Here is a 16,615-nt window from a genome sequence, read left to right as displayed (position 1 = left end):
AAAGAAAGAGCAGCATGTTGCAAGTTGAGAAATATAAGGCAAACAAAGCGCAAAAGAAGTGTAAGTAAGGGGAAATAGGGAAAAGAAAGAGCAGCATGCTGCTCTTTCTTTTCCCTATTTCCCCTTACTTACATTTCTTTTGCGCCTTGCTTTCCTTAATTCTTCAACTTGCAACACGGTTGCTCTTTCTTTTCCCTATTTCCCCTTACCTACACTTCTTTTGCGCTTTGTTTGCCTTAATTCTTCAACTTGCAACACGGTTGCTCTTTCTTTTCCCTATTTTCAATCAACTCGCAACATGTTTGCGGTATCCTTTCCCTATTTCTTTCAACTTGCAACAGTATAATTTATTTCTCAACCAAATAATTTTTAAAAAAATCATGTCATTTTAAAGTTTTTCAGCTATTTATCTCATATTTTGAGTAAGTTACATACATAAGATGCAACATGTTTGCGGTATCCTTTCCCTAACTTCTCTACCATTTTCACTGTAATCCCTTATATAACAAGGGTTTAGATACTTTTCTATTTATTTTTATACATATTACCCAACTTGCAACACGTTTGCGGTATGCATACCCTTATTTTTCTCACAAGATGCAACACTGTTTGCGGCATCCTTTCCCTACTTTCATTCTATAAATGCCAACAAGTCCTTTTATATCAAGGCTAATTATTACAATTTATTTTTAATGATTGCATTCACTAACTTGCAACATGTTTGCGGTATCCTTTCCCTAACTTCTCTACCATTTTCACTCTAATCCTTTATATACCAATGGTTTAGGTGCTTTTTCACTTACTTTTATACATACCACACAACTTGCAACACGTTTGCGGTATCCTTAACACAAAAAAAATTCATGAAATTCTCTTATCCCTTGATACAACTAGCTTTATAAGGTGTTGCAAGTTGCTATTTTTCTTCTTAAAGGAGCACCTTTCATCAATTTTCGATTTGCTATAATCAAAATTGGTATATTTTATAGTATTTTGGCATATATTTCTGAATTTGTAGAACGGAGGTGAAAAAGATGGGGAAATCATTTGTGATACGTAATCAACGTAGCTTAAATGGGGAAACAACAAACGCAGTTTTAGTAACACTCAAATCTTGGCAAAAGCTTGTGGAAGCATTTGAGGAGAAATACTACAGTTATAAAGATACTTATTTAGAAGATATTCTACAGCACATGACATACGAAGATCGCATTGCTGACGTAGAAGGCTTTGTTGAAAAAGCTAAACCATCTTTTTCACGTCGCGCAATGTCTACACTTGCAGAAAAAGCGGGAAGGAAGCATAAATTATACGGCATTACAAATGCTGATCTAGAAGTTTTCTTATATCTGCATAAGAAATGCTTTACTAATGGTGTCATTCCAAATGTAACAATACATATGATGTGGGAAGATTACAAGCAATATAAAGAAGAATTTGCTTACATCCAACATTCTCAATTCTATATCGCTTTGAAAAAGTTAAGCTTACATAACATTATCTCTATTGAAAATGGCTTAGATGGCCGATATACAATCAAATTGACTCATTTTATGAACGAGGAAACAGAAAAAGCAAATCCATACGTATATATTAGTCCTGTTGTATTTACAAAGGCTTTCTTTAAACTATCTGTAGCAGCTAAGAAATTATTCTTAGACATTGCGATGCAACAACATACGGAAACAACATTAAAGCGTTCTTTGGACAAGCAGGACGAAAGAGGAAACAAAACTCACTTCGGTGGGATGTATCGTTTCTTACATAAAAAATATCCGCATCAGATTCGTGCAGTTATCGAGGAATTAACAACTGCATTACCATGTACGGGGAATCCCCTATTCAAAATTTGCAAAATGCAAAAAGGTGTAAAGCATACAAAACGATATACAACACTATATCTATCTATCCATTCAGACTTCTTATGTTCGAAAGAAGCTGGAGAAGAACAACATAGGGATCCATTTACACCAAAAGCTACCTATGCTCGAAAAGCGAAATTTATCGAAGCAGTCCTACAAGAGATGAATATCGGTGAATTGTCTGCAGACATGAATAAATTCATTCATGTATTAAAGCATACTTGTCATCGTCAAATTCGCAGTGTAATCCGCGGACTACGTGACATGGTTGATCGAAAAGAAGGATATCCAACAAAAATTGTATATACATTGAAGAAACTATTGCATCAAACATCTCAATATCAAATTCTCGATACAGCGGCAAAAGAAGGTATCTACCCTCTTATTGCGCAGCATATACCAAAAGAGAGAAATAGTGACCGTGAGCAAGCTGTCTTTAATTTCGGTCTACATTATTCTATGTATTCTCTTCATAACATTAAGAAGATGTTTAGAAATGTACATGCACTACTGAAGCAGAAGTTTGCGGTACCAGTGACGGAAGAGTCTTATCACCGTAATTATCTAAAATACCAGGAAGAAACGTTATTTAGAAAATATGCATATGATCAGGGCGTTAATCTCCATGCATATATCGCTTTAGAAATTGAAATGCGTGAAAAACTAAAAGTTCGTGGCCATAAAGAACGCACGATTCCAAGTGATGTACGTGAATGGTTTATCGAGGCAATTGATAAGCTGCCACAAGAAAAACTCCGTGTTATTGAACTACCAAAGCAGTTTAATTTACTAGAGTTTATGCGTACCTTCGAACGTTTAGTACGTGCTGGAATAACAATAACAGCTCCAGATCAGGTGTTAACCGCAATGGAAATAAAATAATAGTAATGAGCTCTCTATTTTTGAAAAAATCGAAAGTAGAGGGCTATTCGTGTTTGTATAATTAGTAATCCATTTCTGCTACTCTACTTATAAATACCAAATCGAAATGACTTCATATAAAATGGAGTCATTTTTTATGCACTTCTATACAAATTCAATTCTAGCAATATATAACTCTCCACATAATACTAGGGAGTATTCTTCTAATGTATTAAAACCTATCTCATAATACCTACAAAAAATCAAAAGGAAAATTATAAAAATAGTGGATATGCGGACAGATATGGTTCATTGTGAATATAGTCTTTCTAAAACCATTGTAATTACTAATGTTGTTGTATTTATCTAATAAAAATCATCAATAATAATGTGAGTTATGTGTAAATACTGAGTTATGTTAGCAAATAGCAGCCTAATCTGGATAAAATGTGGGTAATTGAACGCTAGATACTGCTGTATTTAACAAAATAAAGAAAATAAAGCCTATTTCCACAGTTGGATAAATATAAAGTGATTTGCATCAATTCCTTTCCGATTTCATGTAGAAATATGTGATTCCCTTTATGCTTTTTTGTAGAATTGATAGTCTAATAATTATTGAATTTCCGGATACATTTTCTACTATTTATGATTTTTTACGTTCCAACATCAAATTTTCCCTTGTGGGAGTAGATCTTTCTCCTATTTTTGATAACCTATAATAGTTTTATCTTTATTTCTTTTTAATATATAAGATATATATTTATAATAGATTTTTAATACAGCTAGTATTCTTGTTAATAAGATGTCCGACCTAATTAGAAATATTTGTAAATTACGTTATAATAATATCATTTAAACATATCATTACCCACATACAAAAGGACAAACCTACGTATCCCTACCAGGGCGAGGTTTGTCCTTTTTTCATTTTAATAAACAATTTATATTGGGAGGATTGAGCATGGCTGTATTAAAAGATTCGACTTACCTAGAAATGAATACCTATAACGAGATTAGATTTTTTAAAGGGATTTTTTGGGGATTAGTTTTTGTAGTTCCTTTTTGGAGTATTATGATAACCCTATTTATTTTCCTTTATAGACAATAATCAACATCTCCAAAACGCAAAGGGTTGTTTGTCCGTTTGCGTTTTGAAGATGCCAGCAACCGTGCGTAGCAAAGGGCGGTAGCAGGTCTTTCACTTATTTTCTGTTATAATAATTTCTAAGAAGTTAGGTGATTATAATGAGCGAAAACATTAATTTAGAAGAAACATTAGCAGCCTTTTCTGCTTATTTAACAGAAAAAGGACGGAAACAATCCACGATTAAACGTTATGCTTATGATATTAAAGATTTTTATAAGTGGCTAAGAGCAAATGAGAAACTTCTACATATCAAATCATGGAGTGAATTTTCTGAAGCGGACTATCAGACGTATTTCTCTGAGTTAGAAGACAAGCTAAATATCGCCCTCTTATTATGGATAGAAACGTTTGTATTATAAATTTAGTAGTAAACTATGGGTTGTCCTTGCAAGAGCTTGTATCGCTTAATATGAGCCATATTAAGTTTGCTGGAAATATCTTAATGGTACCTGGGGAAAATGGAACAACTAGGTCTGTCTCTTTAACTATGGAAGATACGCAGCAGCTTTACAAGTATTATACGACTATTCCGGAACCCGTAAGGCCTCGACAACACACAGATCCCCCCTATTTGTGGCATTTGATTTTAATCGAGGTACGTATCGATGGGTTTACGAAAAGGATGCACCAAAGGCTTTGTCTGAAGTTGCTATACAAAAGATGATACGACTTGAAGTGAAACGTGCGGAGTTAAATAGGCGTATCTCTGCACAGCAGATGAGAAACACTTTTATTCTCCGTCTTATTAAGCAAGGATTAAATGAAGATGAGTTGGTAAGCAGTGTGGGGTTTAAAACGAAGATATCTTTAAAAAGATATTATCAATATTTGAAGTGAAGTGTAATGTTGTTTAAATAGACCTTAAAAGTATAAGGATTATAACAAATAAATGTAACTTAAAAAGATTAAAAATGATAAAACGACAAAAAGCGTATTTCGTACGCTAAGCAAATTTTCATAGAAAAAAAGTCGTTTCCTCTAAGTTTATAATCGGCTTTTTTTTTGTAAATCAAAACAATAAAATCATATGAAAGCTATAAATATATATTATTACATAAAATATGATTCTGAGTATTCTATAATCAATTAATCCTCATCATACAAATTATCTACAGATTCTTGTAAAGAATCTAATAAATAGTCGCTAAAGTTTTCATAAGTAATGGCATACAGTTCCTTTGAAAAACGACTCCAAAAGACAACAGGGCACTCGCCATCTTTCATTTGATTGGTATCTAAACATGTCACAGTACCATCGATATCATTTAAAACAATGTATTGTTCAGGAAGGTTATATGTTTCTCTATATAACTTGGTGTGGTAAACAACGGAAGAATCCGCAGCTGTTGTCTCACAACCATGGATATCCATACCATCCAGTCCGCCGCTACCATACTGTTTTAAAAACCAATGATAACTGTTTGGGAAATTAATGTTTAGCATTTGTGCTGCTTCTCGAATTGTACCTTCATTTACCCCTCCCATAAAATCGCCATCTTTTTCATATGTGGTAATAATTGAAATAATCTTGTCATTCATCTTTTTATTTCCCTTCTAAATGTTCTCGCGCTCTCATTTTCCAATAGTTATTTCTAAAATTATTATACTGTTTATATAGCTCTTTGTCGTTTCTAAAACTTTCTCCTGAATTTACTAAACCATGTAATGCTTTAGTAAATTCATCATGTTTATTGGCTGGTATTTCAACCATTGCTCCAGGTTCTTTTTGCGTTAAATGATGTAACTCAATTTTATGGTTATCTTTTGTAAAAGGTACCCCACCATCTAAAGCTAGTTGAAGGTTCGACTTTCCACTGTTATTAACGGATGGTGGGGCGACATAATCCCAATCTATATTTTTCATAAGTAAACTAGAAAATCATATATATTATGTTTGATTATTCTGACATTAAATCTTTTGTTTTTTCCTAATTATATTAAAAAAGTTTTCATAATAGTATCACTTCAGGAATTGATAACATTTCACTGCTATAATCAAAGATAAAATTTGTTGGTATTACTGAATCTTAATAAAGTCCATATGAAAAATGTTTTTGGTATAACTTTATGGGATTTTATGTATTATGTACTTTATATGAATATGTACAATTGCATACTTATATAAAGTACAATCCTTGAATAACATACAAGGCAGTCACCGTACATCCCTATAAACTTAAGAGTTTTTACTCCAAAAGTGTAAAAAGTTATCATTTCTAAAATTTAACTAGAAAATAAGATGTTTTTTATCTATCTTTCAATTCAAGATGAATTACAACTATTTTTTTAAATTTGTTCGAACTGGAGAATACAACCAAATTAATCTAAATAATATAGTGACGAAGGTCTTCCTAAGAAAGAACTCATACTAAAAATGAAATAACTTTATTGCTACTTCACAATTCCTTAATTGGCCTTTCCGTTCAGATTTTTTTGGAACTATAAAAATATCCCTTTAGATAAACAGATCCTAAGGGACAAAACATCGAGACTTTATTCAAAACATTACGCCTCTTTTATAAGCAATGTCATTTTATTTAAAAAACGACATTAAAAATATTCTTCAAATCCAGGGGCATAACTTTGCCGCAAACAAAAAGAACCATAAGTTTTCCAAAACGTTATCAAGACATAAATTATAAAAAGCTTTAAAAATAAAAGAGAACACATATTAGTCATATACAATATGTGTTCTCTTTTATCTGCTATTAAATAAAAGCCCCCGTTAACTTAATTAGAAAGTGCAATTAAACAGTAATAGTACCATTATTCCACCATTCAATAAATGTTTTTAATGATGGGGCAACCCACGTTCTGCTATCGTTTTCATGATTCCAAACATATACATCATCTTTTTGTATGACTCCATTTAATATTGCATACCCAAATAAGTCACCATTTCCTCCATCTGCAAAAAACAACAGACAATTAAAAGGCATATACAAATCTTTAAAATCGTTAAAACTTCGTAAATTCAGGTTCTCTTTAAGAATTTGTTCAATTGACCAAATGAAAAGACAATCGTATTCATCCAACACTCCATTTGTTTCATTTAATAGACTGGATAAGTCATTAGGTAATTCAACATTAAGTCTTTCTTTGATTTGGGATATTTCATCTTTAGTTGCAGGAACTTTAAATTGAAAATCTGTTGAAACATTACTGATAAAAGTCTTCCACATAGTCCGTATCCTTTCTTAACCCCTTTTTCTGTTCGCATGTTCATTTTACCTGATTGTCTTTTTTACACTACCTAAAGAGAATAATATCAATCATTACTTTGATTAAGTCCTTTTGTTTATATATATTTATTTTTAAATCATTGTTTACAGCAGATTAACTACTACCTGTCTTTCTATCCACTTATCTAGCTTATTTTTCGTATCATCATTTAATCGTTTTCTTTTACCGGATAACATCCTTGAAAGTGTTGAATACGAAATATCTATTTCTTTCGCTAACTCACGAATACTTTTATTATTCTTCTCTTTATACGTGTTCATCTTTTCAATATAAAACTCAATACTATTAGGGGTTTCTTGATTTACTATACTTATTGGCTGCTCTTCAATTACCGGTGGCTTTTCTTCCATCTCAATGATCAATGGTGCGTGCTGCTTACTTTTCTTAGTAATCAACTCTTGTTGTAATTTAACAAGTTCATTTGTAGGAGAAATTATTACTTTCAATTTTAACCAGTAGTTTTCAAACCAGTTTTTCCCCTTACATTTTTCTTCATCAATTTCGGGAGAGTATTTCCACTCTTGAATTACTTGGTCCCTCATAAGATCATCTAATGTCTTTTCAAAAACTTGTCTTATTAGACTTGGTTTTCTATTCGTACTTATCTCCATTACTTGTAATAACCCTTTAGGACCACCAATACTATAAGAATGTGTTAAATGTTGATAGGATTGTTGAATGCGCCAACGCCAACTTAGATATCTGGTTAATCTTTTGTGATATCTCTGTTGCTTGCTGTTATACTCTAGGGCTTTTTTTGATAATAAACCTGTTAGCTTTTCAGAGCCATAGAGATATTTTGATAAAAAGCTTCCTGGTGTAACGTTCATACTCTCTATTCCTAATGTTTTATCCGTATCAATATCTTTTGCAATGATAATTTCATCCATTACAAATAACCTTCGAATTCTTTGCTTTTTATAAGCTAGGCTTTCATTTGGATCTTCTTCATTTAATATCACGATCTCATTATCTTCATTGACATAAATAAAAATACTAGCAAGAGCAGCTAATCGCTCCATAATCTTTAATCTGTCTTCTTTTCGATAATAAGCCTTACCATTTTTGATTTGTTTCATATTACACATATCTAATATTTGTTCGTAATGTACAGGTACAATAGTCTTATCATTTTCCGCACTCTTTACCCAAAGTTCAGTTACAATGTCGAGGCAGTCCGCCGTCAAATCATCCATTACCCTTGTTAAAAAAGTAGAATCAATCAGTGTATTCCATCTTTTTAATTCTTCCCTTTGTAATTTCATATCACCATCATCGTGTGACGATACTACCACTAGACTATTTTGTTTATCCTGTAATTGAGCAATCCGTACATTCTTATCTTGGTCATCTGTAAACTTATTCTTAGCAATAGTGTCTGATAAATGGTACATAAACCCTGCATTACTTCGTTCTATATAATCACTCTTAGCCTCTGAATATAAAGGTAATTCTTTTGCGATAAAAGGCAGTTTAATTCCAAACTCCATATATATGTCATCTCTTAGACATTCAAAAATTTCTTCCCTATGATTTTCTAGTTTTGGAAGAATGTCTATCGCTGATAATCCTAAAGATTCCTTTTTAGAAACCCATTTTACTAGCCTTTCGAAAGTCTGTGATGAATAAGTTGAGTTGTAAATTTCCTGTAGATCTCTTTCTACATCTTGATAGAATTGTTGCCATTTATTTAAAACCTTTTCACTTCCCTCAACTCCAGTTAAAAGAGGGTAAGCTATATATAAGGTGTTTTGAAATAGTATTTTTAACTTCTCCACTAATAATCCTCCTAATTGCTTCTAATACAATTATATCAATTGCTACTAATCATTCATACTATGTTAATTCTAATATATTTTAATGTCGTAAAAAGATAGCATACATAGAAATACAACCATTAATTATTTTGTATGTGACGGTTTTATTTAGTGCTTTTATAGCCTCGGTTTCTCTTTCAAAGGAAATATGGGGATTTGAATATAAACTAATAATAAAAAGTTTACATTGAAAAACAAGCAAAAGGACCTATGTCTAGGGTTATTTTGCTTGTTTTAATAATATTTGGATCTTATTGTAATTAATACATCGTATAATTAGTTTATTTGAATTTAAAGTTTATAAGGATGATTGAACATGACAGTACAAAAAGAAAAGATAACAAGACGACGGATTGTTTGTAGGAAATGTAAATCGGATCAATTAGTTGGTAATAAACGTGTTTTTAATTCTGTTTCTTATGTTAGCTCCACTTATAGCTGGATTTATTATGCTCCTATGGGCACCAATAACTTTATTCAGTGGATTTATTGGTAGAAAAAATATTGTCAATGGTTGTATGAATTGCGGACATACATGGATGCTTAAAAAATAGAATGTTTTGAGTAATAAATTAAAGTTTCTTAATTATTACTTGTTCGCCACCCTTCATAATGTCCTGTCCATGAATTTTTACTTACTTCAGTTGCTCCTTTTAAATACCAAGTCACTCCATTCCACTCTTTTACAGTGGGTATTTCCCCTTTTGATTTGTAACCAGGAAAGTCTTGGGTTTCTTTTTTCTTAACAAAACTTTTTTTATTATCAATTGTTTTTAATTTTACACCTGTATCAGTAGGTGTTTCCGCAAATACTCCTCCAGCACCAGATAACATAATTCCAGTTGCTAATGTTCCAATTATTACTTTCTTAAACATGAAAAATCCCCCTTTTTTGGAATGAATATTACATAAATAAGAATACCATAATATCTGTATTTTCTAACATTTTAATTTATTTATAAATATTTAATTTAATATTCAAACTATATAATTAACATGAAAGGATTTAAAAATAATTAGTCCTAATGGAAACTAATATTCAAGAATTAACTTTCGTATTTGTAATAGCAACAATACACTTAGTTTTTATTAGTTTGTAAGCCCTTTTCACTAAATGGAAGTAAAACATGCAACACCTTTTTCATCTTGCGTACCTTTCCTGTAAAACATGCAACATCATTCCCATCTTGCGTACCCTTAGTTCAAAACAAGCAACATCATTCTCAACTTACGTACTATTTCACTAGAATAAGCAACATTTTTCTCGTGTTGCGTACTTATTTCTCTAAAGAAGCAACACCAAACATTTAAATTATTTAATTTCATGTAAAAAAGAAGCAACATTCTTCCCATCTTGCGTACTTATTTTTCTAAAGAAGCAACATTTTTCCCAAGTCGCGTACCTATCTTATTAGTGAAATCAGCCATAAATGCTGTTATATCAGGTGATTTAAGATGTTAAATCACAAGCAATTTATATATTACACAAAAATTCTTTCCCAAGTCGCGTACCCATTTTCCTGAAAAAGAAGCAACATCTTTCCCAAGTTGCGTACCAAAAAACAATTGAACTATCAATAAAGTATTGATATTAAAGGATTTCTCCTTTTCTCATTAAATAGCATCATACAAGAAAAGAGCAACATTCCTTCCCAAGTCGCGTACCAAAAAAAAATTTAAAATTTTTTTCTATCCCTTGTCGCTCTAAGGCCCATGAGGTGTTGCCTTTTTTGAAATTCTCTCTTAAAGGGCGCATTTTTACAAAATTCGATTTGCTATAATCAAAATTGGTATATTTTATAGTATTTTGGCATATATTTCTGAATTTGTAGAACGGAGGTGAAAAAGATGGGGAAATCATTTGTGATACGTAATCAACGTAGCTTAAATGGGGAAACAACAAACGCAGTTTTAGTAACACTCAAATCTTGGCAAAAGCTTGTGGAAGCATTTGAGGAGAAATACTACAGTTATAAAGATACATATTTGGAAGAAATTCTGCAGCACATGACATACGAAGATCGTATTGCTGATGTGGACGGATTTGTCGAAAAAGCCAAACCATCTTTTTCACGTCGAGCAATGTCTACACTTGCAGAAAAAGCGGGAAGGAAGCATAAATTATACGGCCTTACGAATGCTGATCTCGAAGTTTTCTTATATCTGCATAAGAAATGCTTTACTAATGGTGTCATTCCAAATGTAACAATACATATGATGTGGGAAGATTACAAGCAATATAAAGAAGAATTTGCTTATATCCAACATTCTCAATTCTATATCGCTTTGAAAAAGTTAAGCTTACATAACATTATCTCTATTGAAAATGGCTTAGATGGCCGATATACAATCAAATTGACTCATTTTATGAACGAGGAAACAGAAAAAGCAAATCCATACGTATATATTAGTCCTGTTGTATTTACAAAGGCTTTCTTTAAACTATCTGTAGCAGCTAAGAAATTATTCTTAGACATCGCAATGCAACAACATACGGAAACAACATTAAAGCGTTCTTTGGACAAGCAGGACGAAAGAGGAAACAAAACTCACTTCGGTGGGATGTATCGTTTCTTACATAAAAAATATCCGCATCAGATCCGTGCGGTTATCGAGGAATTAACAACTGCATTACCATGTACGGGGAATCCCCTATTCAAAATTTGCAAAATGCAAAAAGGTGTAAAGCATACAAAACGATATACGACATTATATCTGTCTATCCATTCAGACTTCTTATGTTCGAAAGAAGCTGGAGAAGAACAACATAGGGATCCATTTACACCAAAAGCTACCTATGCTCGAAAAGCGAAATTTATCGAAGCAGTCCTACAAGAGATGAATATCGGTGAATTGTCTGCAGACATGAATAAATTCATTCATGTCTTAAAGCATACTTGTCATCGTCAAATTCGCAGTGTAATTCACGGACTACGTGACATGGTTGATCGAAAAGAAGGATATCCAACGAAAATTGTATATACATTGAAGAAACTATTGCATCAGACATCTCAATATCAAATTCTTGATACAGCAGCGAAAGAAGGTATCTATCCTCTTATTGCGCAGCATATACCAAAAGAGAGAAATAGTGACCGTGAGCAAGCTGTCTTTAATTTTGGTCTACATTATTCTATGTACTCTCTTCATAACATTAAGAAGATGTTTAGAAATGTACATGCACTACTGAAGCAGAAGTTTGCGGTACCAATAACGGAAGAATCTTATCACCTTAATTATTTAAAATACCAGGAAGAAACGTTATTTAGAAAATATGCATATGATCAGGGCGTTAATCTCCATGCATATATCGCTTTAGAAATTGAAATGCGTGAAAAACTAAAAGTTCGTGGCCATAAAGAACGCACGATTCCAAGTGATGTACGTGAATGGTTTATCGAGGCAATTGATAAGCTGCCACAAGAAAAACTTCGTGTGATTGAGCTACCAAAGCAGTTTAATTTACTAGAATTTATGCGTACCTTCGAACGTTTAGTACGTGCCGGTGTAACAATAACAGCTCCAGATCAGGTGCTAACCGCAATGGAAATAAAATAATAGCAACAAGCTCTCTATTTTTGAAAAAATCGAAAGTGGAGGGCTATTCGTGTTTGGTTTATTCCGCCCTTTTTTTACTAATCTATTTATAAATACAAAACTAGAAGGACTTCATGTAAAATGGAGTCTTTTTTTATGCATTTCTATATAAACCCTCTTCTACCTATAGTAGAATCTCCACACTACACATTAAGTATTCTTTATGTGTAGTAAAATATCCAATTTTATATCTACAATAAATCAGAAGGATATTAATAAAAATAGTGGATATGAGGACAAATATGATCAAATGTGAATACTATTTTACTAATATTATTGGGAATACTAGTGCTATTGAATTTATCTAATAAAAATCATCAATAATAATGTGAGTTATGTGTAAATACTGTGTAATGTGAACAAATAGCTACACTCTCTGAACAAAATGTGGATAACCAAAACCCAGATGCTTCCCTATTTACCAAAATAAAGAAAAAATACTCTATTTTAAAGGTTGAATAAATATAATATGATTTGTATCAATTTTTTTCCGATTTCATGTAGAAACATATAATTTTCTTTCTGCTTTTTTGTAGAATTGAAAGTCTAATAATTATTAAATCTAGGGATACATTTTCTACTATTTATGATTTTTTACGTTCTAATATTAAATTTTTCCCTGTGAGAGTAGATCTCTTCCCCATTTTTGATAGCCTATAAAAGTTTTGTCTTTATTTCTTTTTAATATATAAGATATATATTTATACTAGATTTTATTATTACTAATATGATTGTTAATAAGATGTCAGACCTAATTGAAAAAATTGTAAATTCCGTTATAATAATGGTAATTAAACATATCATTACTCCCATGTAAAAAGACAAATCTACGAATCCTTATTAGGACGAGATTTGTCTTTTTTTCATTGAAAATAAAAAACAACATATCAAAAAGGAAAAGGGTTGTTTGTCCGTTTTCCTTTTTGATATGCCAGCAACCGAGCGTAGCAAAGGGCGGTAGCAGGTCTTTCACTTATTTTTTGTTATAATATATGATAAGAATTTAGGTGATTATAATGAACAAGGGTATTAGTATAGAAGTTGTATTAGAAGCGTTTTCTGCTTATTTAGCAGAAAATGGACGTAAATAATCTAGGATTGAACATTATAATTACGATATTACTGGTTTTTATAAGTGACTAAGAGCAAATGAGAAGCTCTTAGATATCAAATCATGAAGTGAACTACCTAAAGAAAATTATTAGGAGTATTTCTATGCGCTAGAAAACAAGGCACAGAATATGGCCGTTCTTAAATAAATTGAACATGTCTTTAGCGATAGATACTTCAGTAGATGATTTTCACTTCTCATTAATTCCTGATCATTCACTAAGTGATAAGGATTTTATTACCGAAGCAGAAGAAAAACTATTAAAACAAAATACCCTTTCAACAAAAGGATTAACAGAAAGACACGTTGAATATCGCCCTCTTATTATGGATAGAAACACTTCTATAATAAATTTAGTAGTAAACTATGGGTTGTCCTTACAAGGGCTTGTATCGCTTAATATGAGCCATATACAGCTTGCTAGGAACACTGTAATTGTTCCAGGTGAAAATGGAGCTATTAGATCTGTCATCTTAACAGCTGAAGATACAAAGCAGCTTTACAAATATTATTCGACTAGGCCTGAACCCGTAAGACCTCGACAACACAAAAATAATCCCCTATTTGTGGCATTTGATTTTAATGGAGGTACTTATCGATGGGTTTACGAAAATGATGCGCCTAAGGCTTTGTCTGAGGTTGCTATACAAAAGATGAATCGACTTAAAGTAAAACGAGTAGGGTTGAATAAACGTATCTTGACGCAGCAAATGCGAAATAAATTCATTGTTCGTCTTATTAAGCAAGGCTCTTAATTATTGTTATCGTGAGAGGTTTAGAAGTGTATGAACAAGCGATTAGCTGCTTGTTTATCTGTATTAACCTAGATATTTTGTATAATGTCTGTGAGATATCAGCCATCATAGCAAGTGTTTCTACTCCAACTTAGGAAGCTAAGATATGAATAGGTTTTGTACGGTTCTCTAGCAGAATCTCAGCAATTGTATTACATAATAGTGTCAACGGACTATCTTTTCCCCACTGTAACCTACAAAACAACAATCTCGAGATAAATAGACTTTTTTCATTTCCTCTTTAATTTCTCTATAAGTATTCATCATTATAAAACATGCCTCTTCTTTTCTACATAGAAAAAGAGAGTCCCTTGCTATAGGAACCCTCTCTTATGTATATCCTCTATTTTTAATCAATCACAATTTCATGTATATTTAGCTTGTTTAATTTTTCATTATAGAAACTCATTACTTTTTGAGCATGTTGAGCCATTAATCCATCTTGGACAGTAAGTGCTTCAAAATACGGATAACGAATGTCTGTAACATAACCATTCAGCTTCACGTATTGTTCTAAAATCAATGAGAACTCCTCAACTAATTTACGACAAGATTTGTGCAGAATTAAAAGGTTATGAATTTTAGGGGCTGTTCTACCGTTTAGTGTAAGAAATTCTTTTAGAGGTTTCCCAACACATTGTTGACTATGGTAACAAATAACTGAGGCAGGGAAAGGTTTCATGTGAGCTAAGTACCTAGCAGAATCTAAATTAGATTTTGCAATGAATAGCCACTCTTCTAGATCCTCAGTATTTTTCATATAAAACTTGCCCCCCTAGTGCAATTTTGTATTCCATGGTTACATTACGGTTAGCACGTTCTTGAAACTCTTCAGGTCCATATACTAAAATATCAACTGGTGTTTCCATCACATCGTAAATACCCCAATTGATAAGATTAATCACTTCTCTTTTTCTTGATCCTACACCATCCACAATAATACAAAGATCAAAATCACTATCTTTATTTGGTGTGCCATAAGCATGAGAGCCAAAAAGGATAATTTTTTGGACAGAAGATACGGTTTCACAAATTTTTTGTACTAATAGGTTTAGCTCTCTTTGTACTTCCTCGTTAATCCAAATCACCCCTCGGAAAATAGAATTATATTGACGTTTAAGTATATTATACATGCGCTTCTCTTCTCCTTACTATTACATATTTATTTTCATATTGTGCCCTTGTTTCCCAACGTCCTCCAATGCTTAATAACATTTGTAAATCTTCTTGAAGTCTTGTTATAACTCATCATCACAGATATCTTATTCCTTAACTTGGTGAAGGACGAAAGTCCAAAGGTAAGTGAAAGTTAAATTAGGGGTTACTTGTAATAGAATGGTTTGTTCCTCTGTAGTTGTATATGAAGCAATGTTCTGTATGTAAATACCTCTAAAGACCACCTTTCCAGTGGTCTTTAGAGGTACTCTGCAATTTAAGTTTTTTAGAAAGCTTTTGTTTTTAATAATAGTACCTTGGAGGTAGTGGCTGTGGATTAAGTTCTACAAAAGTACAAGGAGGTAGTGGTTGCGGGTTGAGCTGTACAAAATTATCCCATGACCCATATGGAATATACTGCATAGGATTTGGTGTAAATGATGTATACACCTGTAGATGACAACACGGAACTATATGCATTAATATTTCATCTCCTTCAAAATAATAATTCGTTCATGACAATTTATGTATTTTAAATTTAAGTAAAGTAGTAATACTGCCTAATTTTTAAAAATAGTTAAATCCAATTTACTAGAACAAAAATACATTCATGCAATGAGTATATAATTGGGTAAGAGGGGATATTTTATCCAAAAGAAACAGTCTTATAAATTGCTGAAGCGGATAATGACCGCTTAACTAAAACATACTTTGATCCAGGCTGGATTGTATTCAACAGTAGTACTGGGGATAAAAGTGATGTTCTTATATCTAACATTACTGGTACAGTTATGCTAAATTCTGATAAGGGTAATCAAATTAGTTTATCATGCATCCTAAATAACAACATGACCCTCTTGGGGAAGCAGTGTGGAATACGGTTTTTCAGATTCTTTATTTAACTAAAGATGGAGGGTTCCTTACTGAATGGCGGGATATTGTATCATCTGATTGTAGCTTAAAGAATTATCCTGTCAAGCACACGTAGCCTATTCCACGCAATATTATGATGATTTTGGGCAAAT

At 32.1% G+C, this 16,615-nt stretch carries 10 protein-coding genes and 3 pseudogenes; 5 read left to right on the top strand and 8 right to left on the bottom strand.

Going from position 1 to position 16,615, the window contains the following annotated elements:
* The first annotated feature begins 1,034 nt into the window (after positions 1-1,034).
* From ACTFO4_RS26350 to ACTFO4_RS26340, 3 genes and pseudogenes are all read left to right on the top strand, one after another.
* The gene (locus ACTFO4_RS26350; protein WP_440014202.1) at positions 1,035-2,744 is read left to right on the top strand and encodes a hypothetical protein; all 1,710 of its coding nucleotides are present in this window, start codon (positions 1,035-1,037) and stop codon (positions 2,742-2,744) included.
* Positions 2,745-3,687: 943 nt separating this feature from the next.
* Positions 3,688-3,834: a hypothetical protein gene (locus ACTFO4_RS26345; protein WP_000279639.1), complete on the top strand. Its 147-nt coding sequence runs from the start codon at positions 3,688-3,690 to the stop codon at positions 3,832-3,834.
* 137 nt (positions 3,835-3,971) lie between these two features.
* Positions 3,972-4,710 (top strand): annotated as a pseudogene (locus ACTFO4_RS26340) (tyrosine-type recombinase/integrase).
* A 249-nt stretch (positions 4,711-4,959) separates the two neighbouring features.
* Here the strand turns inward: ACTFO4_RS26340 and ACTFO4_RS26335 are convergent.
* From ACTFO4_RS26335 to ACTFO4_RS26315, 5 genes are all read right to left on the bottom strand, one after another.
* Positions 4,960-5,412: an SMI1/KNR4 family protein gene (locus tag ACTFO4_RS26335; protein WP_000998211.1), complete on the bottom strand. Its 453-nt coding sequence runs from the start codon at positions 5,410-5,412 to the stop codon at positions 4,960-4,962.
* Positions 5,413-5,416: 4 nt separating this feature from the next.
* Positions 5,417-5,737 carry an HNH/ENDO VII family nuclease gene (locus ACTFO4_RS26330; RefSeq protein WP_440014199.1) on the bottom strand — a complete coding sequence of 107 codons (321 nt, stop codon included), beginning with the start codon at positions 5,735-5,737 and terminating at the stop codon, positions 5,417-5,419.
* Between the two features lie 883 nt (positions 5,738-6,620).
* Positions 6,621-7,055, bottom strand: a complete 435-nt coding sequence (locus tag ACTFO4_RS26325) for an SMI1/KNR4 family protein (protein WP_272763589.1) — start codon at positions 7,053-7,055, stop codon at positions 6,621-6,623.
* Positions 7,056-7,199: 144 nt separating this feature from the next.
* Entirely contained in the window at positions 7,200-8,894 is a 1,695-nt protein-coding gene (locus ACTFO4_RS26320; RefSeq protein ID WP_272514483.1) for a helix-turn-helix domain-containing protein, read from the bottom strand.
* Between the two features lie 621 nt (positions 8,895-9,515).
* A complete protein-coding gene (locus tag ACTFO4_RS26315) occupies positions 9,516-9,809 on the bottom strand; it encodes an LCI fold-containing protein (protein WP_000475233.1) in 294 nt (97 codons plus the stop codon).
* Between the two features lie 972 nt (positions 9,810-10,781).
* Between ACTFO4_RS26315 and ACTFO4_RS26310 the strand changes: the two genes are divergently transcribed.
* On the top strand, positions 10,782-12,491 hold the full coding sequence (locus ACTFO4_RS26310; RefSeq protein ID WP_440014197.1) for a hypothetical protein: 1,710 nt from the start codon (positions 10,782-10,784) through the stop codon (positions 12,489-12,491).
* A 1,055-nt stretch (positions 12,492-13,546) separates the two neighbouring features.
* Positions 13,547-14,390: pseudogene (locus tag ACTFO4_RS26305) on the top strand (integrase); the annotation flags it as partial.
* A gap of 139 nt (positions 14,391-14,529) precedes the next feature.
* Here ACTFO4_RS26305 and ACTFO4_RS26300 read toward each other — a convergent pair.
* The 3 genes and pseudogenes from ACTFO4_RS26300 to ACTFO4_RS26290 all read right to left on the bottom strand — a co-directional run.
* Positions 14,530-14,702 (bottom strand): annotated as a pseudogene (locus tag ACTFO4_RS26300) (phosphoadenosine phosphosulfate reductase family protein); the annotation flags it as partial.
* 82 nt (positions 14,703-14,784) lie between these two features.
* Complete coding sequence (locus tag ACTFO4_RS26295) at positions 14,785-15,195, bottom strand: HEPN domain-containing protein (RefSeq protein WP_000798819.1); 411 nt, start codon at positions 15,193-15,195, stop codon at positions 14,785-14,787.
* On the bottom strand, positions 15,182-15,568 hold the full coding sequence (locus tag ACTFO4_RS26290) for a nucleotidyltransferase domain-containing protein (protein ID WP_000282363.1): 387 nt from the start codon (positions 15,566-15,568) through the stop codon (positions 15,182-15,184). The genes ACTFO4_RS26295 and ACTFO4_RS26290 overlap by 14 nt, the downstream gene beginning before the upstream one ends.
* Between the last annotated feature and the right edge of the window lie 1,047 nt (positions 15,569-16,615).

Origin of the sequence: Bacillus cereus group sp. MYBKT14-1, from assembly GCF_051915185.1 — a bacterium.
Classification (GTDB): Bacteria; Bacillota; Bacilli; order Bacillales; family Bacillaceae_G; genus Bacillus_A; species Bacillus_A cereus.
Note: the sequence above shows the minus strand (reverse complement) of the source record. Positions and strands in the feature narration are given on the sequence as shown.